The 24,554-nt window shown below is 55.3% G+C and carries 20 protein-coding genes and 2 tRNA genes; 18 read left to right on the top strand and 4 right to left on the bottom strand.

Going from position 1 to position 24,554, the window contains the following annotated elements; translation table 11 throughout:
- Window positions 1–1,545 (top strand): threonine ammonia-lyase, biosynthetic, encoded by a 1,545-nt coding sequence (gene ilvA, locus LDK53_RS14800; protein WP_225287472.1) that lies wholly within the window; start codon window positions 1–3, stop codon window positions 1,543–1,545.
- A gap of 45 nt (window positions 1,546–1,590) precedes the next feature.
- On the opposite strand, the gene ilvY is transcribed toward ilvA, so the two are convergent.
- Window positions 1,591–2,481: an HTH-type transcriptional activator IlvY gene (gene ilvY / locus LDK53_RS14795; protein ID WP_017382574.1), complete on the bottom strand. Its 891-nt coding sequence runs from the start codon at window positions 2,479–2,481 to the stop codon at window positions 1,591–1,593.
- 154 nt (window positions 2,482–2,635) lie between these two features.
- Between ilvY and ilvC the strand changes: the two genes are divergently transcribed.
- Window positions 2,636–4,111 carry a ketol-acid reductoisomerase gene (ilvC, locus tag LDK53_RS14790; protein WP_008501571.1) on the top strand — a complete coding sequence of 492 codons (1,476 nt, stop codon included), beginning with the start codon at window positions 2,636–2,638 and terminating at the stop codon, window positions 4,109–4,111.
- Between the two features lie 93 nt (window positions 4,112–4,204).
- Here ilvC and ppiC read toward each other — a convergent pair whose 3' ends face one another.
- Window positions 4,205–4,486, bottom strand: coding sequence for a peptidylprolyl isomerase PpiC (gene ppiC / locus LDK53_RS14785; protein WP_013099282.1), 282 nt, complete (start codon window positions 4,484–4,486; stop codon window positions 4,205–4,207).
- 85 nt (window positions 4,487–4,571) lie between these two features.
- Between ppiC and rep the strand changes: the two genes are divergently transcribed.
- Window positions 4,572–6,596 carry a DNA helicase Rep gene (rep, locus tag LDK53_RS14780; RefSeq protein WP_025757586.1) on the top strand — a complete coding sequence of 675 codons (2,025 nt, stop codon included), beginning with the start codon at window positions 4,572–4,574 and terminating at the stop codon, window positions 6,594–6,596.
- A 51-nt stretch (window positions 6,597–6,647) separates the two neighbouring features.
- Here rep and gppA read toward each other — a convergent pair whose 3' ends face one another.
- Both gppA and rhlB read right to left on the bottom strand, forming a co-directional pair.
- Window positions 6,648–8,132, bottom strand: a complete 1,485-nt coding sequence (gppA, locus tag LDK53_RS14775) for a guanosine-5'-triphosphate,3'-diphosphate diphosphatase (RefSeq protein WP_208283586.1) — start codon at window positions 8,130–8,132, stop codon at window positions 6,648–6,650.
- Window positions 8,133–8,138: 6 nt separating this feature from the next.
- Window positions 8,139–9,407: an ATP-dependent RNA helicase RhlB gene (gene rhlB, locus LDK53_RS14770; RefSeq protein ID WP_025757583.1), complete on the bottom strand. Its 1,269-nt coding sequence runs from the start codon at window positions 9,405–9,407 to the stop codon at window positions 8,139–8,141.
- A gap of 144 nt (window positions 9,408–9,551) precedes the next feature.
- On the opposite strand from rhlB, the gene trxA reads away from it, so the two are divergent.
- From trxA to LDK53_RS14695, 15 genes are all read left to right on the top strand, one after another.
- Window positions 9,552–9,881, top strand: a complete 330-nt coding sequence (gene trxA, locus LDK53_RS14765) for a thioredoxin TrxA (protein WP_006179218.1) — start codon at window positions 9,552–9,554, stop codon at window positions 9,879–9,881.
- Between the two features lie 345 nt (window positions 9,882–10,226).
- The gene (gene rho, locus LDK53_RS14760; protein ID WP_008501566.1) at window positions 10,227–11,486 is read left to right on the top strand and encodes a transcription termination factor Rho; all 1,260 of its coding nucleotides are present in this window, start codon (window positions 10,227–10,229) and stop codon (window positions 11,484–11,486) included.
- Between the two features lie 242 nt (window positions 11,487–11,728).
- Window positions 11,729–12,832, top strand: a complete 1,104-nt coding sequence (gene wecA, locus LDK53_RS14755; RefSeq protein ID WP_047959702.1) for a UDP-N-acetylglucosamine--undecaprenyl-phosphate N-acetylglucosaminephosphotransferase — start codon at window positions 11,729–11,731, stop codon at window positions 12,830–12,832.
- Between the two features lie 13 nt (window positions 12,833–12,845).
- Window positions 12,846–13,892: an ECA polysaccharide chain length modulation protein gene (gene wzzE, locus LDK53_RS14750; RefSeq protein WP_025757579.1), complete on the top strand. Its 1,047-nt coding sequence runs from the start codon at window positions 12,846–12,848 to the stop codon at window positions 13,890–13,892.
- A gap of 60 nt (window positions 13,893–13,952) precedes the next feature.
- A complete protein-coding gene (wecB, locus tag LDK53_RS14745) occupies window positions 13,953–15,083 on the top strand; it encodes a non-hydrolyzing UDP-N-acetylglucosamine 2-epimerase (protein WP_225287468.1) in 1,131 nt (376 codons plus the stop codon).
- Window positions 15,080–16,342, top strand: a complete 1,263-nt coding sequence (gene wecC, locus LDK53_RS14740; RefSeq protein WP_025757577.1) for a UDP-N-acetyl-D-mannosamine dehydrogenase — start codon at window positions 15,080–15,082, stop codon at window positions 16,340–16,342. The genes wecB and wecC overlap by 4 nt, the downstream gene beginning before the upstream one ends.
- Window positions 16,339–17,016, top strand: coding sequence for a dTDP-4-amino-4,6-dideoxy-D-galactose acyltransferase (gene rffC, locus LDK53_RS14735; protein ID WP_225287467.1), 678 nt, complete (start codon window positions 16,339–16,341; stop codon window positions 17,014–17,016). The genes wecC and rffC overlap by 4 nt, the downstream gene beginning before the upstream one ends.
- Before the next feature lie 4 nt (window positions 17,017–17,020).
- Window positions 17,021–18,151, top strand: a complete 1,131-nt coding sequence (gene rffA, locus LDK53_RS14730) for a dTDP-4-amino-4,6-dideoxygalactose transaminase (RefSeq protein ID WP_025757575.1) — start codon at window positions 17,021–17,023, stop codon at window positions 18,149–18,151.
- A 1-nt stretch (window position 18,152) separates the two neighbouring features.
- Window positions 18,153–19,403, top strand: coding sequence for a lipid III flippase WzxE (gene wzxE, locus LDK53_RS14725; protein ID WP_225287466.1), 1,251 nt, complete (start codon window positions 18,153–18,155; stop codon window positions 19,401–19,403).
- Window positions 19,400–20,479, top strand: coding sequence for a TDP-N-acetylfucosamine:lipid II N-acetylfucosaminyltransferase (locus LDK53_RS14720; RefSeq protein WP_225287465.1), 1,080 nt, complete (start codon window positions 19,400–19,402; stop codon window positions 20,477–20,479). Before wzxE ends, LDK53_RS14720 begins: the two co-directional genes overlap by 4 nt.
- Complete coding sequence (gene wzyE, locus LDK53_RS14715; protein WP_208283582.1) at window positions 20,476–21,828, top strand: ECA oligosaccharide polymerase; 1,353 nt, start codon at window positions 20,476–20,478, stop codon at window positions 21,826–21,828. Before LDK53_RS14720 ends, wzyE begins: the two co-directional genes overlap by 4 nt.
- A 12-nt stretch (window positions 21,829–21,840) precedes the next feature.
- Window positions 21,841–22,581: a lipopolysaccharide N-acetylmannosaminouronosyltransferase gene (gene wecG / locus LDK53_RS14710; protein WP_059385459.1), complete on the top strand. Its 741-nt coding sequence runs from the start codon at window positions 21,841–21,843 to the stop codon at window positions 22,579–22,581.
- Window positions 22,582–22,778: 197 nt separating this feature from the next.
- Window positions 22,779–24,164 (top strand): bifunctional threonine/serine APC transporter ThrP, encoded by a 1,386-nt coding sequence (gene thrP / locus LDK53_RS14705; protein WP_025757567.1) that lies wholly within the window; start codon window positions 22,779–22,781, stop codon window positions 24,162–24,164.
- A gap of 102 nt (window positions 24,165–24,266) precedes the next feature.
- A tRNA-Arg gene (locus tag LDK53_RS14700) sits at window positions 24,267–24,343 on the top strand.
- Between the two features lie 67 nt (window positions 24,344–24,410).
- Window positions 24,411–24,486 (top strand) — tRNA-His (locus tag LDK53_RS14695).
- Window positions 24,487–24,554: the final 68 nt, after the last annotated feature.

Raw genomic sequence — 24,554 nt, 5'->3', positions numbered from 1 at the left:
ATGGCCGAGTCACAACCCTTATCCGCCGCCCCTGAGGGGGCGGAATATCTCCGGGCGGTGCTGCGCGCGCCGGTCTATGAAGCGGTACAGGTCACTCCGCTGCAGAAAATGGAAAAACTCTCCTCGCGCCTCGACAACGTCATTCTGGTCAAGCGCGAAGACCGTCAGCCGGTGCACAGCTTTAAGCTGCGCGGGGCCTACGCGATGATGGCCGGGCTGACCGATGAGCAAAAAGCGCGTGGCGTGATTACGGCGTCTGCCGGTAACCATGCGCAGGGTGTGGCGTTCTCGTCTGCCCGTTTAGGGTTGAAAGCGTTAATAGTGATGCCGGTGGCTACTGCGGATATCAAAGTCGACGCGGTACGAGGCTTCGGCGGTGAAGTGCTGCTCCATGGGGCAAACTTTGATGAAGCGAAAGCCAAAGCGATCGAGCTGGCGCAACAGCAGGGATTCACCTGGGTGCCGCCGTTCGACCACCCGATGGTGATTGCCGGCCAGGGCACGCTGGCGCTGGAGCTGCTGCAGCAGGATGCCCATCTCGACCGCATTTTCGTCCCGGTGGGCGGTGGTGGATTAGCGGCGGGCGTGGCGGTGCTGATCAAACAGCTGATGCCGCAGATCAAAGTCATTGCCGTGGAAGCAGAAGATTCTGCCTGCCTGAAAGCGGCGCTGGATGCCGGGCATCCGGTAGATCTGCCCCGCGTCGGGCTGTTTGCCGAAGGTGTGGCGGTGAAGCGCATTGGCGACGAAACCTTCCGCCTGTGCCGGGAGTATCTTGATGACATCGTCACCGTTGACAGTGATGCAATCTGTGCAGCGATGAAAGATCTGTTTGAGGATGTGCGTGCGGTGGCAGAACCGTCCGGCGCGCTGGCGCTAGCGGGAATGAAAAAATACATCGCCCAGCACAATATTCGCGGCGAGCGCCTGGCGCACGTACTCTCGGGGGCTAACGTCAATTTCCACGGCCTGCGCTACGTTTCCGAGCGCTGCGAGCTGGGTGAACAGCGTGAAGCGCTGCTGGCGGTCACCATTCCGGAAGAGAAGGGCAGTTTCCTCAAGTTCTGCCAGCTGCTGGGTGGCCGTTCGGTGACGGAGTTCAACTACCGTTTTGCCGATGCGAAAGACGCCTGCATTTTTGTCGGCGTGCGTTTAAGCCGCGGTCTGGAAGAGCGCAAAGAGATCCTCAACCTGTTGCATGAAGGTGGCTACAGCGTGGTGGATCTCTCCGACGACGAAATGGCGAAGCTGCACGTGCGCTATATGGTCGGCGGACGTCCGTCGAAGCCGCTCCAGGAACGTCTTTACAGCTTCGAATTCCCGGAATCACCGGGTGCGCTGCTGAAGTTCCTGCATACGCTGGGCACGCACTGGAACATCTCCCTGTTCCACTACCGCAGCCATGGCACCGATTACGGCCGCGTGCTGGCGGCGTTTGAACTCGCCGAGCACGAGCCGGATTTCGAAACGCGCCTGAACGAGCTGGGCTACGAGTGCCACGATGAGACCCATAACCCGGCGTTCAGGTTCTTCCTCGCGGGCTAACGGTTCGGCTGCGCGTTGGCCAGGTAAGCGCAGCGCCACCCGGCTTCAGTGGTTCGGCAGTATCTTCCAGAACGCATCAATAAGCGGCTCATGCAGCCGCTTTTTTTGTGCACATACGCCAAGCTCAAACGGCGTCTTCTCATCGCTGCGTTCTAAAATCATCACGCGATTACGTACCGGCTCCGGGCTATTTTCCAGCACCACTTCCGGCAGCAGCGCCACGCCGCAGCCGAGTGCCACCATTGACACCATCGCCTCATGACCACCGACCGTGGCGTAAATCGATGGATTGCTGATTTTTTGCCGACGGAACCACAGCTCGATGCGGCGACGTACCGGCCCCTGATCGGCCATGATAAACGGTACCGTTGACCAGTCCGGCTTTTCCACTGACACCTGATTACGCACCGGGCACGGCAGTGCCGGAGCGATCAGTACCACCGCCAGATTTTCCAGCATCGAAAATGCCACCGCGCCGGGCAGGGTTTCCGGTTTCCCGGCAATCGCCAGATCCGCTTCGCCGGTGACCACTTTTTCCATCGCGTCGGCGGCGTCGCCGGTGGTGAGTTTAATTTCAACCGAGGGGTGTTCCGCGCGGAAACGGTCAAGGATAGGCGGCAGATGGCTGTAGGCGGCGGTCACGGAGCAGAAAATATGCAGCTCACCGGAGAGCGACGGCCCTTGCTGATCGATGGTGTGCCGCAGTTGCTGATACTGCAACAAGGTTTGCTGGGCAAAAATGCGCAGCTCTTCTCCCGCTTCCGTGAGCGTGACGGTACGGTTATCGCGCACAAACAGCGGCTGGCCGAGGTCTTCTTCAAGACGCTGGATCTGGCGTGAAAGCGTGGAGGGGCTGACGTGCATCGCCCGGGCGCTGCGGCCAAAATGGCGGCTTTCCGCCAGATGCAGGAACATTTTCAGATCGCGTAAATCCACGGATTCCACTCCCCCGTTTTATATTGCAGATATTGCAACATGACGTTGTGAATATATCAATTTCCGCAATAAAATTCCTGTCATATAGTAAGTTCATTCTCGCATAAGCGAACCGAACAATAAGCACGACAACACAACATCACGAGGTATCACCATGGCTAACTACTTCAACACACTGAATCTGCGCCAGCAGCTGGCGCAGCTGGGCAAATGCCGCTTTATGGCGCGCGACGAATTTGCCGATGGCGCGAGCTATCTTCAGGGGAAAAAAGTGGTCATCGTCGGCTGTGGCGCACAGGGTCTGAACCAGGGCCTGAACATGCGTGACTCCGGTCTGGATATCTCTTACGCCCTGCGCAAAGAAGCCATTGCTGAGAAACGCGCTTCCTGGCGTAAAGCGACCGAAAACGGTTTTAAAGTAGGTACCTACGAAGAGCTGATCCCGCAGGCGGATCTGGTGGTTAACCTGACGCCAGACAAACAGCACTCTGACGTTGTGCGTTCCGTGCAGCCGCTGATGAAAGACGGCGCGGCGCTGGGTTATTCTCACGGCTTCAACATCGTTGAAGTGGGCGAGCAAATCCGTAAAGACATCACCGTCGTGATGGTTGCACCGAAATGCCCGGGTACAGAAGTGCGTGAAGAGTACAAGCGTGGTTTCGGCGTGCCGACCCTCATCGCGGTTCACCCGGAAAACGATCCGAAAGGCGAAGGGATGGCGATCGCCAAAGCATGGGCAGCGGCGACCGGCGGCCACCGTGCGGGCGTTCTGGAATCGTCCTTCGTGGCTGAAGTGAAATCTGACCTGATGGGCGAGCAGACCATTCTGTGCGGCATGCTGCAGGCGGGCTCCCTGCTGTGCTTCGACAAGCTGGTGGAAGAGGGTACCGACCCGGCATATGCAGAAAAACTGATTCAGTTCGGCTGGGAAACCATCACCGAAGCGCTGAAACAGGGCGGTATCACCCTGATGATGGACCGTCTGTCCAACCCGGCGAAACTGCGTGCATACGCGCTGTCTGAGCAGCTGAAAACCATCATGGCTCCGCTGTTCCAGAAACATATGGATGACATTATCTCCGGCGAGTTCTCTTCCGGTATGATGGCGGATTGGGCAAACGACGATAAGAAACTGCTGACCTGGCGTGAAGAGACCGGTAAAACCGCGTTCGAAACCGCGCCACAGTATGAAGGTAAAATCGGCGAGCAGGAGTACTTCGATAAAGGCGTCCTGATGATCGCGATGGTGAAAGCAGGCGTTGAGCTGGCGTTCGAAACCATGGTGGATTCCGGCATCATCGAAGAGTCTGCGTACTACGAATCACTGCACGAGCTGCCGCTGATCGCGAATACCATCGCCCGTAAGCGTCTGTACGAAATGAACGTGGTTATCTCGGATACCGCAGAATACGGTAACTATCTGTTCTCTTACGCCTGTGTACCGCTGCTGAAAGAGTTCATGACCACCCTGCAGCCGGGCGATCTGGGCAAGGCGATTGCGGAAGGTGCCGTGGACAACGCACAGCTGCGTGATGTAAACGAAGCCATTCGCAGCCACCAGATCGAGAAAGTAGGTCACAAACTGCGTGGCTACATGACCGACATGAAGCGTATCGCGGTAGCGGGTTAACAACAGGTGCGGGCTGATGCCCTCACCCTGGCCCTCTCCCACAGGGAGAGGGTGCAAACATTAAAGGCCTTCTCTAAGAGAAGGCCTTGCTGTTTATTTCCGATACAGCACTTTAATCACATGGTAGCCGAACTGCGTGTGCAGAGGTCCGGTTGGCTCCAGCACCGGGCAGGAGAAGACCACTTTATCAAACGCCGGAACCATCTGGCCCTGGCGGAATTCACCTAAATCACCACCGCGTTTGCCTGATGGACAAATGGAGTGTTTCTTCGCCAGCTTGCCGAAATCGGCGCCGTTTTTAAGCTGCTCCAGAAGATCCAGAGCCAGTTTCTCTTCTTTAACAAGAATATGCAGTGCTGCTGCTGTTTTTGCCATGATCGTGCCTTGAGTGGTATGGATTAGGCTCGCTATACTACCACGCTGTTATTCTCCCCTCCTGACTTTCATTGAGTGATCATTTATGCGTTTAAACCCCGGACAACAACAAGCCGTCGAATTTGTCACCGGACCGTGTCTGGTGCTGGCGGGGGCTGGCTCCGGTAAAACCCGCGTGATCACCAATAAAATTGCCCACCTGATCCGCGGCTGCGGCTATCAGGCCAGGCACATTGCGGCGGTAACCTTTACCAATAAAGCGGCACGTGAAATGAAAGAGCGTGTCGGCCAGACCCTGGGGCGTAAAGAGGCACGCGGCCTGATGATCTCCACCTTCCACACGCTGGGGCTGGATATCATCAAACGCGAATATGCGGCGCTGGGAATGAAGGCCAACTTCTCGCTTTTCGATGACACCGATCAGGTGGCGTTGCTCAAAGAGCTCACCGAGGGGCTGATCGAAGATGACAAAGTGCTGTTGCAACAGCTGATCTCGACGATCTCCAACTGGAAAAACGATCTGATGACTCCCGCACAGGCGGCGGCGAGTGCCAAAGGCGAACGGGATCGGATCTTCGCCCATTGCTACGGCTTGTACGATGCGCACATGAAAGCGTGCAACGTGCTGGATTTTGACGACCTGATCCTGCTTCCAACGCTGCTGCTGCAGCGTAATGAAGAGGTGCGTGAGCGCTGGCAAAACAAGATCCGCTACCTGCTGGTGGATGAATATCAGGACACTAACACCAGCCAGTATGAGCTGGTGAAGCTGCTGGTGGGACAGCGCGCGCGTTTCACCGTGGTAGGCGATGACGACCAGTCTATTTACTCCTGGCGCGGTGCGCGTCCACAAAACCTGGTGCTGCTGAGTAAAGATTTTCCGGCGCTGCAGGTGATTAAGCTCGAGCAGAACTACCGCTCCTCGGGGCGCATCCTGAAAGCGGCCAATATTCTGATTGCCAATAACCCGCACGTGTTTGAGAAGCGCCTGTTCTCTGAACTCGGCTATGGCACAGAGTTGAAAGTGCTCAGTGCCAACAATGAAGAGCACGAAGCGGAGCGCGTCACGGGTGAACTGATTGCTCACCACTTCGTCAATAAAACCGACTACAAGGATTACGCGATCCTCTATCGTGGTAACCATCAGTCGCGCGTCTTTGAAAAGATGCTGATGCAGAACCGCATCCCGTACAAAATTTCGGGCGGCACCTCGTTCTTCTCGCGGCCGGAAATCAAAGATCTGCTGGCTTACCTGCGCGTGCTCACCAACCCGGATGATGACAGCGCGTTTCTGCGTATTGTGAATACCCCGAAACGTGAGATTGGTCCGGCGACGCTGCAAAAGCTGGGCGAATGGGCGATGACGCGCAACAAAAGCCTGTTCACGGCCAGCTTCGACCTGGGGCTGAGCCAGACGTTAACCGGTCGGGGTTATGATTCGTTAACCCGCTTTACCCACTGGCTGGGTGAAGTGCAGCGTCTGGCGGAGCGTGAACCGGTGGCTGCCGTCCGCGATCTGATCCACGGCATCGACTACGAGTCCTGGCTGTATGAAACGTCTGCCAGCCCGAAGGCGGCAGAGATGCGTATGAAAAACGTTAACCAGCTGTTCAGCTGGATGACGGAAATGCTGGAAGGCTCCGAAATCGACGAGCCAATGACCCTGACGCAGGTGGTCACCCGCTTTACCCTGCGCGATATGATGGAGCGCGGTGAGAGCGAAGAAGAGGCCGATCAGGTTCAGCTGATGACGCTCCATGCGTCAAAAGGGCTGGAGTTCCCGTATGTCTATCTGGTTGGCATGGAAGAGGGGTTATTGCCGCACCAGAGCAGTATCGATGAAGACAACGTCGACGAGGAGCGCCGTCTGGCCTATGTGGGGATCACCCGTGCGCAGAAAGAGCTGACGTTCACCCTGTGTAAAGAGCGTCGTCAATACGGCGAGCTGGTGCGCCCGGAGCCGAGCCGTTTCCTGCTGGAACTGCCTCAGGATGACCTGATCTGGGAACAGGAGCGCAAAGTGATTACAGCAGAAGAGCGTATGCACAAGGGGCAGGCTAACGTGGCGAACATTCGCGCCATGCTGGCAAAAGCGAAAGAGAAAGGATAATTTTTTGTAGGCCGGGTAAGGCGAAGCCGCCACCCGGCAATATTCAGGGTATTAATTCACCTCAAGCACCCAGTGCACATAGCTCTGCCACTGGCATTCCTGCTCGATCAACTCAGCCCCAAGCGGGTGATTATCCAGCCACTTTTCCGGCAGCGTCAGGGACAATTTTTCGTCAACGGCCACCAGGTTGATCGCAGGCAGCAAATCATCGCGGCGGCGGCTGGCAAACAGGATCGCCAGACGCAGCAGACGGCACAGATGCTCGGCCACGCGCGGCGGTACGGCGTTTTGCTGGTGCAAAGAAGAGAGATCAACGGCATTGGTCTGGTTCAGCAGCAGCGTTGCCAGCAGTTTTTTCTGGGCGGGGGTATAACCCGGTAAATCAAGGTTACGCACCAGATACGCAGCGTGAGCAGGAGCCTGCTTAAAATCAATGCTCAGCCCCACTTCATGGAGTGCACAGGCACTCAGCAAGAGATCGCGGCTCAGATGATCGAGATCCCATGCGTTAGCGACCTGATCGGCGAAGCGTGACGCCAGTTGCGCCACGCGACCAGCCTGGTCGATATCCACCAGAAAACGGCGCTGCACGTTGCGCAGGGTACGGCTACGAATGTCCTGATCAACCGACAGATGCAACATCCCATACACCAGACCTTCGCGCAGTGCGCCGCCGGCCAGCGTCATACAGGTGATGTTGAGCTCGGTGAAAATGGCGATCAGAATGGCCAGCCCGCTGGGGAAGACCAGCGCACGTTCAAGGGTCAGGCCTTCAATTTCCAGCTCTTCCAGTCGTCCGCACTGAATAGCGCGCTGTTTTAGCTGCTGAAGCTTGGCAAGCGTAATCCGCTCGTCCATGCCCTGTGCCATCATGATTTCCTGCAAGGCCTGCACGGTACCCGAGGCACCTACGCAGACTTTCCAGCCGTGATAGCGCAGTTCGTCCATCACCGGACGTAATACCTCGCGCGCGGCATTTTCTGCCTCGTCGAAGTTCTCTTTGCCGAGATTGCGGTCGGCAAAGTAGCGCTCAAGCCAGGTCACACAGCCCATCGACAGGCTAAACAGCGAGGTCGCCTGCGCGCCTGTACCGGTGACCAGCTCCGTGCTGGCCCCGCCGATATCCACCACCAGACGGCGATCGTCGCCCCCTGTGGTATGCGCAACACCCTGATAAATCAGGCGAGCCTCTTCTTCACCGCTGATCACCTGAACCGGACAACCGAGAATTTCCTGCGCTCTGGCAATAAAATCCACGGCGTTAACCGCCAGGCGGAGTGTCGCGGTGGCGACAACGGTGATTTGGGAATGGGGGATATCCTGCAGACGCTCAGCGAAGAGCCGCAGACACTGCCAGCCACGTTCCATGGCTTCTGGTGAGAGGTAATTGTCGCTGCTCAGGCCCGCCGCGAGGCGGACCTTGCGCTTAATGCGCGTCAGCGTTTGTATGCTTCCCGCCACCTCGCGCACAACCAGCATATGAAAACTATTCGAACCGAGATCGATGGCTGCGTAAAGCGAGGTGGAGCTGAGCATATATTCTTAACCTGAACGACGACGATTACGCGGCGCGCCACCTGAACGACGCGGACCATTGCCGGAGCGTGGGCGGGTAAGACGCTTAGGCGGCGGCAGTTCGCTTAACAGCGCTTCCGGATTGTATTTGCTCTGCGGAATAGAGTGACCGATGTAAGCCTCAATGGCGGGCAGATTCAGTGCATACTCTTCACACGCAAGGCTAATCGAGTGACCGCTTGCGCCCGCACGACCGGTACGACCGATACGGTGTACATAGTCTTCACAGTCGTCTGGCAGGTCATAGTTGAAGACGTGCGTCACGGCTGGAATGTGCAAACCACGTGCTGCCACGTCGGTTGCGACCAGAATGTCGAGATCGCCACGGGTAAACTCTTCGAGAATACGCAGGCGTTTTTTCTGCGCCACGTCGCCGGTCAACAGACCTACACGGTGACCATCAGCAGCCAGATGGCCCCAGATGTCTTCACAACGGTGTTTGGTGTTCGCGAAGATAATGGCGCGATCCGGCCACTCTTCTTCAATCAGCGTTTGCAGCAGACGCATTTTCTCTTCATTGGAAGGATAGAAGAGCTCTTCTTTAATGCGGTGACCCGTTTTCTGCTCCGGCTCCACTTCCACATATTCGGCGTTGTTCATCTGTTCGAACGCCAGTTCGCGTACACGGTAAGAGAGGGTGGCAGAGAACAGCATATTCAGACGCTGGTTGGCCGGCGGCATGCGGCGGAACAGCCAGCGGATGTCTTTAATGAAGCCCAAATCGTACATGCGGTCGGCTTCATCGAGCACCACAACCTGAATGGCACCGAGGTTAATGTGGTTCTGTTTGGCGTAATCGATAAGACGGCCAGTGGTACCGATCAGGATATCCACACCGCTTTCCAGCACTTTCAGCTGCTTATCGTAACCGTCACCGCCATAGGCCAGACCCAGCTTCAGGCCGGTAGCCTGTGCCAGGGGTTCAGCGTCTGCGTGGATCTGTACCGCCAGTTCTCGCGTCGGGGCCATAATTAGCGCGCGCGGCTGGTTAACTTTGCGGTCTGCAATCGCTGGGTGAGAAAGTAAATAATGAAACGTTGACGTCAAAAACGCCATCGTTTTGCCAGTACCGGTTTGCGCCTGCCCTGCAACATCGCGACCGGCCAGCGTCAGCGGCAGGGCGAGGGCCTGAATGGGCGTGCAGTTATGAAAGCCTTTGTTTTCAAGGGCTTCAATCACTTTTGGGTGCAGGGCGAAGTCGGAAAACTTCTGTTCTGTTAAATGTGTTTTGCTCATAGTGTGGTAGAATATCAGCTTACTATTGCTTTACGAAAGCGTATCCGGTGAAATAAAGTCAACCTTTAGTTGGTTAATGCGACATCAACACGTCGTTGGTGGAGACAAAACCAACGTACCAGGCTTATTCCTGTGGAGTTATATATGAGCGATAAAATTATTCACCTGACAGACGACAGTTTTGACACGGACGTACTTAAGGCTGACGGGCTGATCCTCGTCGATTTCTGGGCTGAATGGTGTGGTCCTTGCAAAATGATCGCCCCGATTCTGGATGAGATCGCCGACGAATATCAGGGCAAACTGACCGTTGCCAAGCTGAACATCGACCAGAACCCGGGTACCGCACCAAAATACGGTATCCGTGGTATCCCGACCCTGCTGCTGTTCAAAAACGGCGAAGTGGCGGCGACCAAAGTGGGCGCGCTGTCCAAAGGTCAACTGAAAGAGTTCCTGGACGCTAACCTGGCGTAAGGTTTCTCCGCTGTGCGTCCAGAGCATCTTGCTAAATGATGTGGAACTCTGGACGCCCGGCAGAAGTCGTGCTAAGTTAGCTATGACTTCGTTTTAAACATATCTTGTTGTTTGAATCTTGTTTTACCCGATACTTCCCGTTGTTGACATAAACAGTGCGTGAAGTGGCTAAATTCCGGGCTTGTCACTCAATCCGTCTTGTCGTTTCAGTTCTGCGTTCTTTCCCTGTGACCAGACAGCGAACAGACATGAGTTGATGGCCGCTAAACAGGCATGGATGACCCTGCCATACCATTCACAACATTAAGTTCGAGAATCACCCCGAGTTTAAGAACCCACACCATTATGAATCTTACCGAATTAAAGAATACGCCGGTTTCTGAGCTGATCACTCTCGGCGAAAATATGGGACTGGAAAACCAGGCTCGTATGCGCAAGCAGGACATCATTTTCGCCATCCTGAAGCAGCACGCTAAGAGTGGCGAAGATATCTTTGGCGACGGTGTGCTGGAGATATTGCAAGACGGATTTGGTTTCCTCCGCTCTGCAGACAGCTCCTACCTCGCCGGCCCTGACGACATCTACGTATCCCCCAGCCAAATCCGCCGTTTCAACCTCCGCACTGGTGACACCATTTCAGGTAAGATTCGTCCTCCTAAAGAGGGTGAACGCTACTTTGCGCTGTTGAAAGTCAACGAAGTTAACTTCGACAAACCAGAAAACTCGCGTAATAAGATCCTCTTTGAGAACTTAACGCCGCTGCACGCGAACTCTCGCCTGCGTATGGAGCGTGGTAACGGTTCTACCGAAGACTTAACCGCACGTGTTCTGGATCTGGCCTCACCAATCGGTCGTGGTCAGCGTGGTCTGATTGTGGCACCGCCAAAAGCGGGTAAAACCATGCTGCTGCAGAACATCGCGCAGAGCATTGCTTACAACCACCCTGACTGTGTGCTGATGGTGCTGCTGATTGACGAACGTCCGGAAGAAGTTACCGAGATGCAGCGTCTGGTTAAAGGTGAAGTTGTGGCTTCGACCTTTGACGAACCGGCCTCTCGCCACGTTCAGGTGGCTGAGATGGTGATCGAGAAAGCGAAACGCCTGGTTGAGCACAAGAAAGACGTGATCATCCTGCTCGACTCCATTACGCGTCTGGCGCGTGCCTACAACACCGTGGTCCCGGCTTCCGGTAAAGTACTGACCGGTGGTGTGGATGCTAACGCCCTGCATCGTCCAAAACGCTTCTTCGGCGCAGCACGTAACGTGGAAGAGGGCGGCAGCCTGACTATCATCGCGACAGCGCTGATCGATACCGGCTCCAAAATGGACGAAGTGATTTACGAAGAGTTTAAAGGGACAGGCAACATGGAACTGCACCTTTCTCGTAAGATTGCTGAAAAACGCGTCTTCCCGGCAATCGACTACAACCGTTCCGGTACCCGTAAAGAAGAGCTGCTCACCACCCAGGAAGAGCTGCAGAAAATGTGGATCCTGCGCAAAATCATCCATCCAATGGGTGAAATTGACGCGATGGAGTTCCTCATTAACAAACTGGCGATGACCAAAACCAACGACGATTTCTTCGATATGATGAAACGCTCGTAACGCAAATAAAGCCAGTGAACGCCACGTTTTTACGTGGCGTTTTTCTTTTATGGACTATACGCTAGTACCACCTACTCCCAATTTTGACCGGTCGGTGCGACAATAGGACCGTTTATACAGTCAAAGAAATAATTGATTGAAAAATATACAAAGGGAGTTGTGAGAAGCCACCTTTATTACTTCTGAGGCGGTGGCTTCATGGTTATACTTCCGGGACTAACATTTGTTGAGAGCAATCCATTGTGAATCTACTCACCGTTGTGACTGAGCTAATCAGTATATTTTTATTCACAACCTGTTTTTTGTTCATCGCGCGTAAGGTGGCAAAAAGAATAGGGTTGGTGGACAAACCTAATTTTCGTAAACGTCATCAGGGACTTATTCCTCTTGTTGGAGGGATCTCTGTTTACGCAGGTATCTGTTTCACGTTTGGTATTGCGGATTATTATATTCCACACGCAGCCCTCTATATTGCCTGTGCGGGCGTCCTGGTCCTCGTCGGGGCGCTTGATGACCGGTTCGATATCGCGGTGAAAATACGCGCCACCGTCCAGGCGGCGATTGGCGTGGTGATGATGGTCGTGGGTGGGCTGTACCTGAGAAGCCTCGGTTATGTGTTTGGCCCCTGGGAGTTAGTCCTGGGTCCATTTGGTTTCTTCCTGACGCTCTTTGCCGTCTGGGCAGCCATCAATGCCTTCAACATGGTCGACGGCATTGACGGCCTGCTCGGGGGATTGTCTTCTGTTTCGTTCGCCGCCATCGGCATTATTTTGTGGTTTGATGGCCAGTACAGCCTGGCAATGTGGTGTTTTGCCATGATTGCCGCCATCCTGCCTTATATTCTCCTGAACCTCGGTGCGCTCGGGCGTCGCTATAAAGTCTTTATGGGTGACGCGGGCAGTACGTTGATTGGTTTCACCGTGATCTGGATTTTGCTCGAAACGACGCAGGGCAAAACGCACCCGATCAGTCCGGTCACGGCATTGTGGATCATTGCTATTCCATTAATGGATATGGTGGCGATTATGTATCGCCGTCTGCGTAAAGGGATGAGTCCTTTCTCGCCTGACCGTCAGCATATTCATCATCTCATCATGCGCGCAGGTTTTACTTCTCGTCAGGCGTTTGTGCTGATCACCCTGGCCGCTGCTATTCTGGCCGCCATTGGCGTCGCGGCTGAATATGCCCACTTTATTCCTGAATGGGTAATGTTGGTATTATTCTTGCTAGCATTTTTCCTGTACGGCTACTGTATTAAGCGCGCATGGAAAGTGGCGCGATTCATTAAACGTCTGAAACGCAGGATGCGTCGTAACAATGACAAAAACCCAACATTAACTAAGTAAAACCGGGACTATGATGACTCAACCGTTGGCGGGAGCGAAATCAGTGGTAACTGAGAATGAACTGGATATTCGTGGTTTGTTTCGCGTGTTATGGGCAGGCAAACTTTGGATTGCGGGGATCGCACTGGGGTTCGCACTGTTAGCCCTGGCCTACACTTTCTTTGCAAAACAGGAGTGGAGCGCCACGGCAATCACAGACCGACCTACGGTTAACATGCTCGGTGGGTTTTATTCTCAGCAGCAGTTCCTGCGTAACCTGGATATCAAGGCCAATCTGGCGACACCTGACCAGGCTTCTGTTATGGATGAAGCCTATAAAGAGTTTGTGATGCAGCTGGCCTCCTGGGACACGCGTCGCGACTTCTGGTCCCAGACGGATTATTACAAGCAGCGTATGGTGGGTAACAGCAAGGCGGATGCCGCGCTGTTAGATGACCTGATTAACAATATCCAGTTTATGCCGGGCGATGCGCTGCGTAACGTGAATGACAGCGTCAAGCTGATTGCAGAAACCGCGCCGGATGCCAACAACCTGTTGCGCCAGTACGTTGCGTTTGCCAGCCAGCGTGCTGCCAGTCATCTCAATGAAGAGCTGAAAGGCGCCTGGGCGGCTCGTACCATCCAGATGAAGGCGCAGGTAAAACGTCAGGAAGAGGTGGCGAAAGCCATTTTCGCTCGCCGCGTACACAATATTGAGCAGGCGCTGAAAATTGCGGAACAGCACAATATTTCCCGCAGCGAAACGGATGTACCGGCTGATGAACTGCCGGATTCTGAAATGTTCCTTCTTGGCCGCCCCATGCTGCAGGCACGTCTGGAAAATCTTCAGGCCGTTGGCCCCGATTTTGACCTCGACTACGATCAAAACCGCGCCATGCTTACTACCCTGAATGTCGGTCCGACGCTGGACCCGCGTTTTCAGACCTATCGTTATTTGAGAACGCCTGAAGAACCTGTAAAACGCGATAGTCCGCGTCGTGCATTCCTGATGATTATGTGGGGGATTGTCGGCGCACTGACGGGCGCTGGCGTGGCGTTAACGCGTCGTCGCACAAACTAAGAACGCCGTCTACGATGAAGGCTATGTATGGCCTTCATCGCTTAATCGAAGAGAATCGATGTGAAAGTACTTACCGTATTTGGCACCAGGCCGGAGGCCATTAAGATGGCACCTCTGGTTCATGCGCTGGCCAGCGATCCTGATATTGAAGCGAAAGTGTGTGTCACTGCCCAACACCGTGAGATGCTCGATCAGGTTTTAACGCTCTTTTCTATCGTCCCGGATTACGATCTTAATATTATGAAACCGGGTCAAGGGCTGACGGAGATAACCTGTCGCATCCTGCAAGAGCTCAAGCCGATCCTGGAGTCATTCAAGCCCGACGTGGTGCTGGTTCACGGCGACACCACCACCACCGTGGCGACAAGCCTGGCGGCGTTTTACCAGCGTATTCCCGTAGGACATGTTGAGGCGGGACTGCGCACCGGCAATCTCTACTCGCCGTGGCCGGAAGAAGCTAACCGCACGCTCACCGGACATCTGGCGATGTACCACTTTGCGCCCACGGAAAATTCCCGTCAGAACCTGCTGCGTGAAAATATCGCTGATAACAAAATCTTTGTGACCGGTAATACGGTCATTGATGCGTTAATTTGGGTACGTGACCGCGTGCTGGCGAACCGCGAACTGCAGGAAGACCTTGCTGCCCGTTATCCCTTCCTGCACAACGGCAAAAAAACCATCCTGGTTACCGGCCATCGCCGCGAAAGTTTTGGTCGGGGCTTTGAGCAGATCTGTCATGCGCTGGCTGAAATTGCTGCGCAGAACGAAGATGTGCAGATCGTTTATCCGGTCCATCTCAACCCTAACGTCAGCGAGCCGGTTAACCGCATTCTGGGCCATGTCGACAATGTACTTCTGATGGAACCGCAGGACTACATGCCGTTTGTCTGGCTGATGAACCATGCCTGGCTGATCCTCACCGATTCCGGTGGGATCCAGGAAGAAGCGCCTTCCCTCGGTAAACCGGTGCTGGTGATGCGTGAAACCACCGAACGCCCGGAGGCCGTTAAAGCGGGAACCGTGCGCCTGGTCGGCACCAGCACGCAGTTGATTGTCGAAGAGGTCACGCGCCTGCTGCACGACGAGGAAGCGTATCAGGCAATGAGCCGGGCCCATAACCCATATGGCGACGGGGAGGCTTGTGGTCGTATTTTGCATGCACTTAAACACAATCGGGTATCGCTATGAGTTTTACTACCATCTCTGTCATTGGTCTTGGCTACATTGGCTTGCCCACCGCGGCGGCGTTTGCCTCTCGTCAAAAACAGGTTGTCGGTGTGGATATCAACACACGCGCGGTGGAAACCATTAACCGTGGCGAAATTCATATTGTGGAGCCCGATCTCGACCGCGTGGTCAAGGAGGCGGTTGACGGGGGATTCCTGCGCGCCAGTACCACGCCGGTTGAAGCGGATGCGTACCTGATTGCCGTTCCCACGCCATTTAAAGGCGACCATGAACCCGATATGGTCTATGTCGAAGCGGCGGCGAAATCTATCGCGCCCGTGCTGAAGAAAGGGGCGCTGGTGATCCTTGAGTCGACGTCGCCGGTTGGCGCGACCGAGCAGATGGCGCAGTGGCTGGCCGACGCGCGTCCTGATTTAAGCTTCCCGCAACAGGCGGGAGAGCAGGCGGATATCAATATCGCCTACTGTCCGGAGCGCGTGCTGCCGGGCCAGGTGATGGTTGAACTGATTAAAAACGACCGCGTGATTGGCGGTATGACGCCGGTGTGCTCTGAACGTGCCAGCGCGCTATACAAAATTTTCCTTGAAGGCGAATGCGTGGTGACCAACTCCCGCACTGCTGAAATGTGCAAGCTGACGGAAAACAGCTTCCGTGACGTTAACATTGCCTTCGCGAATGAACTGTCACTGATCTGCGCCGATCAGGGGATTAACGTCTGGGAGTTGATTCGCCTGGCGAATCGCCATCCGCGTGTCAATATTCTCCAGCCAGGCCCGGGCGTGGGTGGACACTGCATCGCCGTCGACCCGTGGTTTATCGTGGCGCAGAATCCGGCACAGGCTCGTCTGATCCGCACCGCGCGTGAAGTGAACGACAGCAAACCGCACTGGGTACTCAACCAGGTCAAAACCACGGTAGCGGATTGTCTGGCAGAGAGCGGCAAGCGCGCCAGCGAGCTGAAAATCGCCTGCTTTGGTCTGGCATTTAAGCCCAACATTGACGACCTGCGCGAAAGCCCGGCAATGGAAATTGCTGAAATGATTGCCGAATGGCACAAAGGCGAAACGCTGGTGGTCGAGCCAAATATTCATGAACTGCCGGCAAAACTGGCGGGGCACTGCACGCTGACAGCGCTCGACAATGCCCTGGCGACGGCGGATGTGCTGGTACTGCTGGTGGATCACAACGAGTTTAAAGCGATCTCCGGCGATGCCGTTCATCAGCAGTATGTGGTTGATACCAAGGGTGTCTGGCGTTGAGCAGCCTGAACGGGGTACTCGAGCCTCTGCAATGGGAGAGTGCCTTTTTCGGTCTGTCGTCGGCCATCGTGCGTCTGCGCGATGATGCACCGGCACTGACGGAATCGGCATTTACCGCCTGGCAACGGGTACAGGCTAAGATCCCGGCGGACCGTACTGATCTGCTTGATGCGCTCCAGCAGCACGGCTTTAAGCTGGTTGAAGGTGAGGCCGATCTCTCCATTACCCTTACCCGGTACGATGCGCCCGGTGCGGAAATGGCAACTGAACAGGATATTCCCGTGTTGCGTCAGATGGCGGCCCGGGCGTTTGCGCAGAGCCGCTTTCGCGCGCCCTGGTACGCACCTGGCGATAGCGGACGGTTCTACGCCCAGTGGGTGGAGAATGCGGTAAAAGGCACGTTTGACCATGTCTGCCTGATTTTTCGGGCAGGGGACAGTCAGATCCAGGGATTTGTCTCGCTGCGTAAGCTCAACGAGCGCGAGGCGCGGATTGGCTTATTAGCCGGGCGTGGGATGGGTGAGAAACTCATGCAGGCGGCGCTGCACTGGGCGCAGGAGCAAAAGCTTGTGACGCTGCGGGTGGCGACCCAGGTGGGCAATACCGCCGCGCTTAAACGATATATTGCGAGTGGTGCCAACATCGACGCCACCGCCTACTGGTTATACAGGTGACAAGATGATTCCATTTAACGCACCACCCGTCGTGGGCACCGAACTCGACTACATGCAGTCTGCCATGGGCAGCGGCAAACTCTGCGGTGATGGTGGGTTTACCCGTCGCTGCCAGCAGTGGATGGAGCAGCGTTTTCACAGCGCCAAAGTGTTGCTGACCCCGTCCTGTACGGCATCACTGGAAATGGCGGCCCTGTTGCTGGATATCCAGCCTGGCGATGAAGTCATTATGCCAAGCTATACCTTCGTCTCGACGGCGAACGCGTTTGTCCTGCGCGGGGCGAAAATCGTCTTTGTGGATATCCGTCCGGATACCATGAACATTGATGAAACGCTCATTGAAGCGGCGATCACCGACAAAACGCGCGCGATTGTGCCGGTCCACTATGCGGGCGTAGCCTGCGAAATGGACACCATCATGGCGATTGCCAACAAACATAACCTGTTTGTGGTGGAAGACGCCGCCCAAGGGGTGATGTCCACCTACAAGGGACGCGCGCTGGGCACGATCGGCCATATTGGCTGCTTTAGCTTCCACGAAACCAAAAACTACACCGCTGGCGGTGAGGGCGGCGCGACGCTGATAAACGATCGCGCGCTGGTCGAGCGCGCGGAAGTGATCCGCGAAAAAGGGACCAACCGCAGCCAGTTCTTCCGCGGACAGGTAGACAAATACACCTGGCGCGATATCGGCTCAAGTTATCTGATGGCGGATCTGCAGGCGGCATACCTGTGGGCGCAACTGGAAGCCGCGGAGCGTATCAACCTTCAGCGTCTGTCCCTGTGGCAAACCTATTACGACGCGCTGGAGCCTCTGGCGAAAGCCGGGCGCATTGAACTCCCGACCATTCCGGCTGATTGTGTCCACAATGCGCACATGTTTTACATCAAGCTGCGCGATAACGACGATCGCAGCCAGCTCATCGCCTGGCTGAAAGAGGCTGAAATTATGGCGGTGTTCCACTACATTCCGCTGCACTCCAGCCCCGCGGGCGAAGCGTTCGGCACATTTGCGGGTGAAGACCGTTACACGACCAAAGAAAGTGAGCGTTTGCTTCGCCTGCCATTGTTCTACAACCTCGCGCCAGTTAACCAGCGTACGGTGATTAATACCCTTCTGAGTTATTTCGGCTGATATGTCTCTGGCAAAAGCATCGGTGTGGACCGCCGCGTCCACACTTGTAAAAATTGGCGCCGGACTGCTGGTCGTCAAGCTGTTGGCTGTCTCATTTGGCCCGTCAGGTGTCGGGATGGCGGGTAACTTCCGCCAGCTCGTTACCGTCCTTGGGGTGCTGGCCGGTGCCGGAATCTTCAACGGCGTGACTAAATACGTTGCGCAGTATCATGATGATGCGGCACAGCTGCGCCGGGTGGTGGGCACCGCTTCGGCGATGGTCACGGGTTTTTCGACCCTGATGGCGATTGTCTTTCTGCTGGCGGCGGCCCCCATCAGCCAGGGATTATTCGGTCACACCCACTATCAGGGACTGATGCGTCTGGTTGCGTTGGTGCAGATGGGTATTGCCTGGGCTAACCTGCTGCTGGCGCTGATGAAAGGTTTTCGTGATGCTGCCGGGAACGCCCTTGCGTTAATCCTGGGAAGCGTCATTGGTGTTATTGCCTATTACTTCTGCTATCGCCTCGGTGACTATGAAGGTGCCCTGCTCGGGCTGGCGCTGGTACCGGCCCTCGTGGTTGTGCCTGCCGCGTTTATGCTGATGCGTCGGGGCGTCATCCCTCTGCGCTACCTGAAACCGCAATGGGACAAGCTGCTTGCCAGCCAGCTGGGTAAATTTACCCTGATGGCGCTCATCACCTCCGTCACACTGCCCGTGGCCTATGTGATGATGCGAAACCTGCTGGCGGCGCATTATAGCTGGGAGGAGGTCGGGATTTGGCAGGGCGTGAGCAGCATTTCTGACGCCTACCTCCAGTTTATTACGGCTTCCTTTAGCGTTTATTTGCTGCCAACCTTATCGCGTCTGACGTCCAGACAGGATATCACCCGTGAGATTTTCCGATCGCTGCGCTTTGTCTTGCCGGCGGTTGCGGCTGCCAGCTTCACCGTCTGGTTATTGCGCGATGTCGCTATTTGGCTGCTCTTCTCGGCGAAGTTCACCGCCATGCGCGATCTCTTTGCCTGGCAGCTGGTGGGCGATGTACTGAAAGTGGGGGCTTACGTTTTCGGCTACCTGGTGATTGCGAAGGCTTCACTGCGGCTGTATATCCTGGCGGAAATGAGCCAGTTTGTGTTACTGACGTCGTTCTCGCACTGGTTGATACCCGCGCACGGCGCGCTGGGGGCGGCTCAGGCCTATATGGCAACGTATATCGTTTATTTCGCTGCCTGTTGCGGCGTATTTTTATTGTGGCGTAAACGCGCATGACTGCACTGATTCACATCCTGGGATCGGATATCCCACACCATAACCAGACCGTTTTGCGGTTTTTCAACGACGAGCTGGCATCGGGTAATCCCGATGCGCGTGAGTTTATGGTTGCAGGTCAGGATAAAGGCCTGAGCGCAGCATTTCCGGCGCTGAACATGAGCTTCTGGCCGGATAAGGCCACGCTGGCAAAGGCGGTGATTGCCAAAGCCAAAGCGGATCGTGAGCAACGATTCTTCTTCCACGGGCAGTTTAATACCGGCCTGTGGCTGGGGCTTCTCAGCGGGGGGATTAAACCTTCCCAGTGCAGCTGGCATATCTGGGGGGCCGATCTCTACGAAGTCTCCCGCGGCTGGAAATTCCGTCTGTTCTATCCCCTGCGCCGCATGGCCCAGGGGCGGGTGGGCTGCGTTTTTGCTACCCGTGGCGATCTCAACTATTTTGCGAAACAGCATCCGAATGTGCGTGGTGAGCTGCTCTATTTCCCGACCCGCATGGATCCGGCGTTGAACGCCATGGCAAATGACACGGTGCGAGAAGGCAAGCTGACGATCCTGGTGGGGAATTCCGGCGATCGCAGTAACGAACATGTTGCGGCGCTCAGGGCGGTGCATCAGCAGTTTGGCGACACGGTGAAGGTGGTGGTGCCGATGGGCTATCCCGCCAATAACGACGCCTACATTGATGAGGTTCGCCAGCAGGGACTCTCGTTATTCAGCGCGGAGAATTTGCATATTCTGCGGCATAAGCTGGAATTTGAGGAGTATCTCGCGCTGCTGAGAAAATGCGACCTCGGGTATTTCATCTTTGCCCGTCAGCAGGGTATTGGCACGCTGTGTCTGCTTATTCAGGCGGGGATCCCGTGCGTGCTCAACCGCGACAACCCGTTCTGGCAGGACATGGCCGAACAGCATCTTCCGGTCCTGTTTACCACGGATGTGCTTAATGAAGAGGTTGTTCGGGAAGCACAGCGACAGCTGGCGCTGGTGGATAAAAACGCCATCGACTTCTTTAGCCCGAATTACCTCACGCCGTGGCACCGTGCACTGCGTATCGCTGCAGGAGACAAAGCATGAGCCAGTTGCAATTCAGCGGTTTGCTGGTCGTTTGGCTGCTGAGCATCCTGTTTATCGGTACGCTCACCTGGTTCGAATTCCGCCGCGTGCGTTTCAACTTTAACGTGTTCTTCTCGTTATTGTTTCTGCTGACGTTCTTTTTCGGTTTCCCGCTCACCAGCATTCTGGTCTTCCGCTTTGACGTGAGCGTCGCGCCGCCGGAAATTTTGCTCCAGGCGCTTCTGGCAGCGACCTGCTTCTATGCGGTCTACTACGTTACTTATAAAACGCGTCTGCGTTCCGCGCAGGCCGCCGCGCCGCGCCGGGCGCTATTTACCATGAACCGTGTGGAGACCCACCTGACGTGGGTGATGCTGATGACCATTGCCCTGGTCAGTGTCGGTATCTTCTTCATGCATAACGGCTTCCTGCTGTTTAAGCTTCACTCCTACAGCCAGATTTTTTCTGCCGAAGTATCGGGCGTGGCGCTTAAGCGTTTCTTCTACTTCTTCATCCCGGCGATGCTGGTGATCTTTTTCCTGCGTCAGGACAGCAAAGCGTGGCTGTTCTTCCTGGTCAGTACCGTCGCGTTTGGCATCCTGACCTATATGATTGTGGGCGGCACGCGCGCCAATATCATTATCGCTTTCGCCATCTTCCTGTTTATTGGCATCATCCGCGGCTGGATCTCGCTGTGGATGCTGGTTGCCGCCGGGGTGTTTGGCATTGTGGGGATGTTCTGGCTGGCGCTGAAGCGGTACGGAATGAACGTGGCGGGTGATGAGGCGTTTTATACGTTCCTCTACCTTACGCGGGATACGTTCTCGCCGTGGGAAAACCTGGCATTACTGCTGCAAAACTATGACAAGATTGATTTCCAGGGGCTGGCGCCGATTGTTCGCGACTTCTACGTCTTTATCCCTTCCTGGCTATGGCCGGACCGCCCTGGCGTGGTGCTGAATACGGCGAACTACTTTACGTGGGAAGTGCTGAACAACCATTCCGGTCTGGCTATCTCGCCAACGCTGCTCGGTTCCCTGGTGGTGATGGGGGGGGCCTGGTTCATTCTGCCCGGGGCGGTTGCCGTGGGGCTGATTATTAAGTGGTTCGACTGGCTTTACCTGCGTGGCAATGAAGAGACCAACCGCTATAAAGCGGCCATTTTGCACAGTTTCTGCTTCGGTGCCATTTTCAATATGATCGTTCTGGCGCGCGAAGGGCTGGATTCGTTTGTTTCGCGCGTGGTGTTCTTCATGGTTGTTTTCGGCGTCTGCCTGTTACTGGCCAAGCTGTTGTACTGGCTGTTTGATAATGCAGGGCTTGTGCACAGGCGCGAGCGTCAGGGCAGCACAACGCTGTCACAAGTCTGAGTAAGGATAGTAATGACTGATAACATTTCTGCACCGCGCTATGCGCTACGGGGTCTGCAGCTGATTGGCTGGCGCGACATGCAGCATGCGCTGGACTTTCTCTTCGCCGACGGCCAGATGAAATCCGGTACGCTGGTCGCCATCAATGCGGAAAAGATGCTGGCGGTGGAAGATAACGCCGAGGTCAGAAGCCTGATTGAAGCGGCGGAGTTTAAGTACGCGGACGGCATCAGCGTGGTTCGCTCCATCCGTAAAAAGTATCCTGACGCTAATGTTTCTCGCGTGGCGGGAGCCGATCTCTGGGAGCAGCTCATGGCACGCGCCGGCGCGCAGGGCACGCCCGTGTTCCTGATTGGCGGGAAGCCGGAGGTTCTGGCTCAGACTGAGGAGAAACTGCGTCGTCAATGGAATGTGAATATTGTCGGCAGCCAGGATGGTTACTTCAAACCTGAAGCGCGGCAGGCTCTGTTTGAACGCGTTCGTGACAGCGGGGCGAAAATTGTTACCGTGGCGATGGGCTCCCCGCGGCAGGAGATCCTGATGCGCGACTGCCGTCTGGTCTGCCCTGATGCCCTTTATATGGGGGTCGGCGGCACGTATGACGTCTTTACCGGCCACGTTAAGCGCGCGCCTAAGGTTTGGCAAAATCTCGGGCTGGAGTGGCTGTACCGCCTGTTATCGCAACCGACGCGTATTAAACGACAGATCCGACTGCTTCGCTATCTCGCCTGGCATCACACCGGGAAAATGTAATCAAAATGTAGCGCGATATGCTATTCGCGCTGCAACTCGCCTGCAAAACTGCTGATAATCTGTGCAATGCATTCATTTTTTTAATGCATCGTTTGCCATTTGGCACATTTTAAGAAACCATTCGCTCCGTATTTTAGTCCCCCTAAAAAACAATACCCGGTCTTAAGCCGGGAAACAGCAAACACAATCGAGGATCTATGGCTGAGAAAAAACCGGAGCTACAGCGTGGGCTGGAAGCTCGTCATATTGAACTGATAGCGCTGGGTGGCACTATCGGCGTGGGCCTGTTTATGGGCTCTGCAAGCACCCTAAAATGGGCTGGCCCTTCCGTCTTACTGGCGTACATTATCGCCGGGCTGTTTGTTTTCTTCATTATGCGTTCCATGGGCGAAATGCTCTTCCTGGAACCGGTAACCGGCTCTTTTGCCGTTTATGCACACCGGTATATGAGCCCGTTCTTTGGCTACCTGACGGCCTGGTCATACTGGTTTATGTGGATGGCGGTGGGCATTTCAGAGATCACCGCGATAGGGGTCTACGTTCAGTTCTGGTTCCCGGATATGGCCCAGTGGATACCCGCGCTAATAGCCGTGGGGCTGGTGGCGCTGGCAAACCTGGCCGCCGTACGTCTTTACGGTGAGATCGAGTTCTGGTTTGCGATGATTAAAGTCACCACCATTATCGTGATGATTGTCGTCGGACTGGGCGTGATTTTCTTCGGCTTTGGCAACGGTGGACACGCGATTGGCTTTGGCAATCTGACCGAAAATGGCGGCTTCTTCGCCGGCGGCTGGAAAGGCTTCCTGACGGCGCTGTGTATCGTTGTGGCTTCGTATCAGGGCGTGGAGCTCATCGGGATCACAGCCGGTGAAGCGAAAAACCCACAGGTTACGCTGCGTAGTGCCGTGGGCAAGGTACTGTGGCGTATCCTGATTTTTTATGTGGGCGCGATCTTCGTTATCGTGACCATCTTCCCGTGGAACGAAATTGGCACGACGGGGAGTCCGTTTGTTTTAACCTTCGCCAAAATTGGTATCACGGCGGCGGCGGGTATCATTAACTTTGTGGTCCTGACGGCGGCGTTGTCAGGCTGTAACAGCGGGATGTATAGCTGTGGGCGTATGCTCTATGCGCTCTCGAAGAATAACCAGCTGCCTGCCGCAATGAGCAAAGTCTCACGTGCTGGCGTGCCGGTTGCGGGTGTGGCGGTATCCATTGCGATCCTGCTGATTGGCTCTTGCCTGAATTACATCATCCCGAATCCGCAGCGCGTGTTCGTTTACGTCTACAGTGCCAGCGTACTGCCGGGCATGGTGCCGTGGTTTGTTATTCTCATCAGCCAGCTGCGTTTCCGTCATGCGCATAAAAAGGCGATTGCAAGCCATCCGTTCCGCTCAATTCTGTTCCCGTATGCGAACTATTTGACGATGGCATTCCTGATTTGCGTATTAATCGGAATGTACTTTAATGAAGATACCCGCATGTCGCTGTTTGTCGGGGTGATCTTCCTGGCGGCAGTGACGGCTGCCTATAAGCTTTTTGGCCTGGGTCGCCGTGCCACCACGCAGAAAGTGGAGGAATAAGCGGCAAAATGTGCAAACCATAACCAAACGCGCATTTTTTTCAAAAAAGCACTAGACAGCGGGGACGGAGGTACGTAATATCCAGCCCCGCAACGGCGCTAAGCGCCCGTAGCTCAGCTGGATAGAGCGCTGCCCTCCGGAGGCAGAGGTCTCAGGTTCGAATCCTGTCGGGCGCGCCATTTTAGTCCCGGCGCTAGAGCTGCGGTGGTCTGAGAAGTAGTCAGTACCGCGTGAAAGAATACAGTGGTGGCTATAGCTCAGTTGGTAGAGCCCTGGATTGTGATTCCAGTTGTCGTGGGTTCGAATCCCATTAGCCACCCCATTATTGAAAGAGTTGTGAATTGCGAAGGTGGCGGAATTGGTAGACGCGCTAGCTTCAGGTGTTAGTGT

This window comes from Enterobacter sp. K16B, from assembly GCF_020216105.1.
Classification (GTDB): domain Bacteria; phylum Pseudomonadota; class Gammaproteobacteria; order Enterobacterales; family Enterobacteriaceae; genus Enterobacter; species Enterobacter sichuanensis.
Note: the sequence above shows the minus strand (reverse complement) of the source record. Positions and strands in the feature narration are given on the sequence as shown.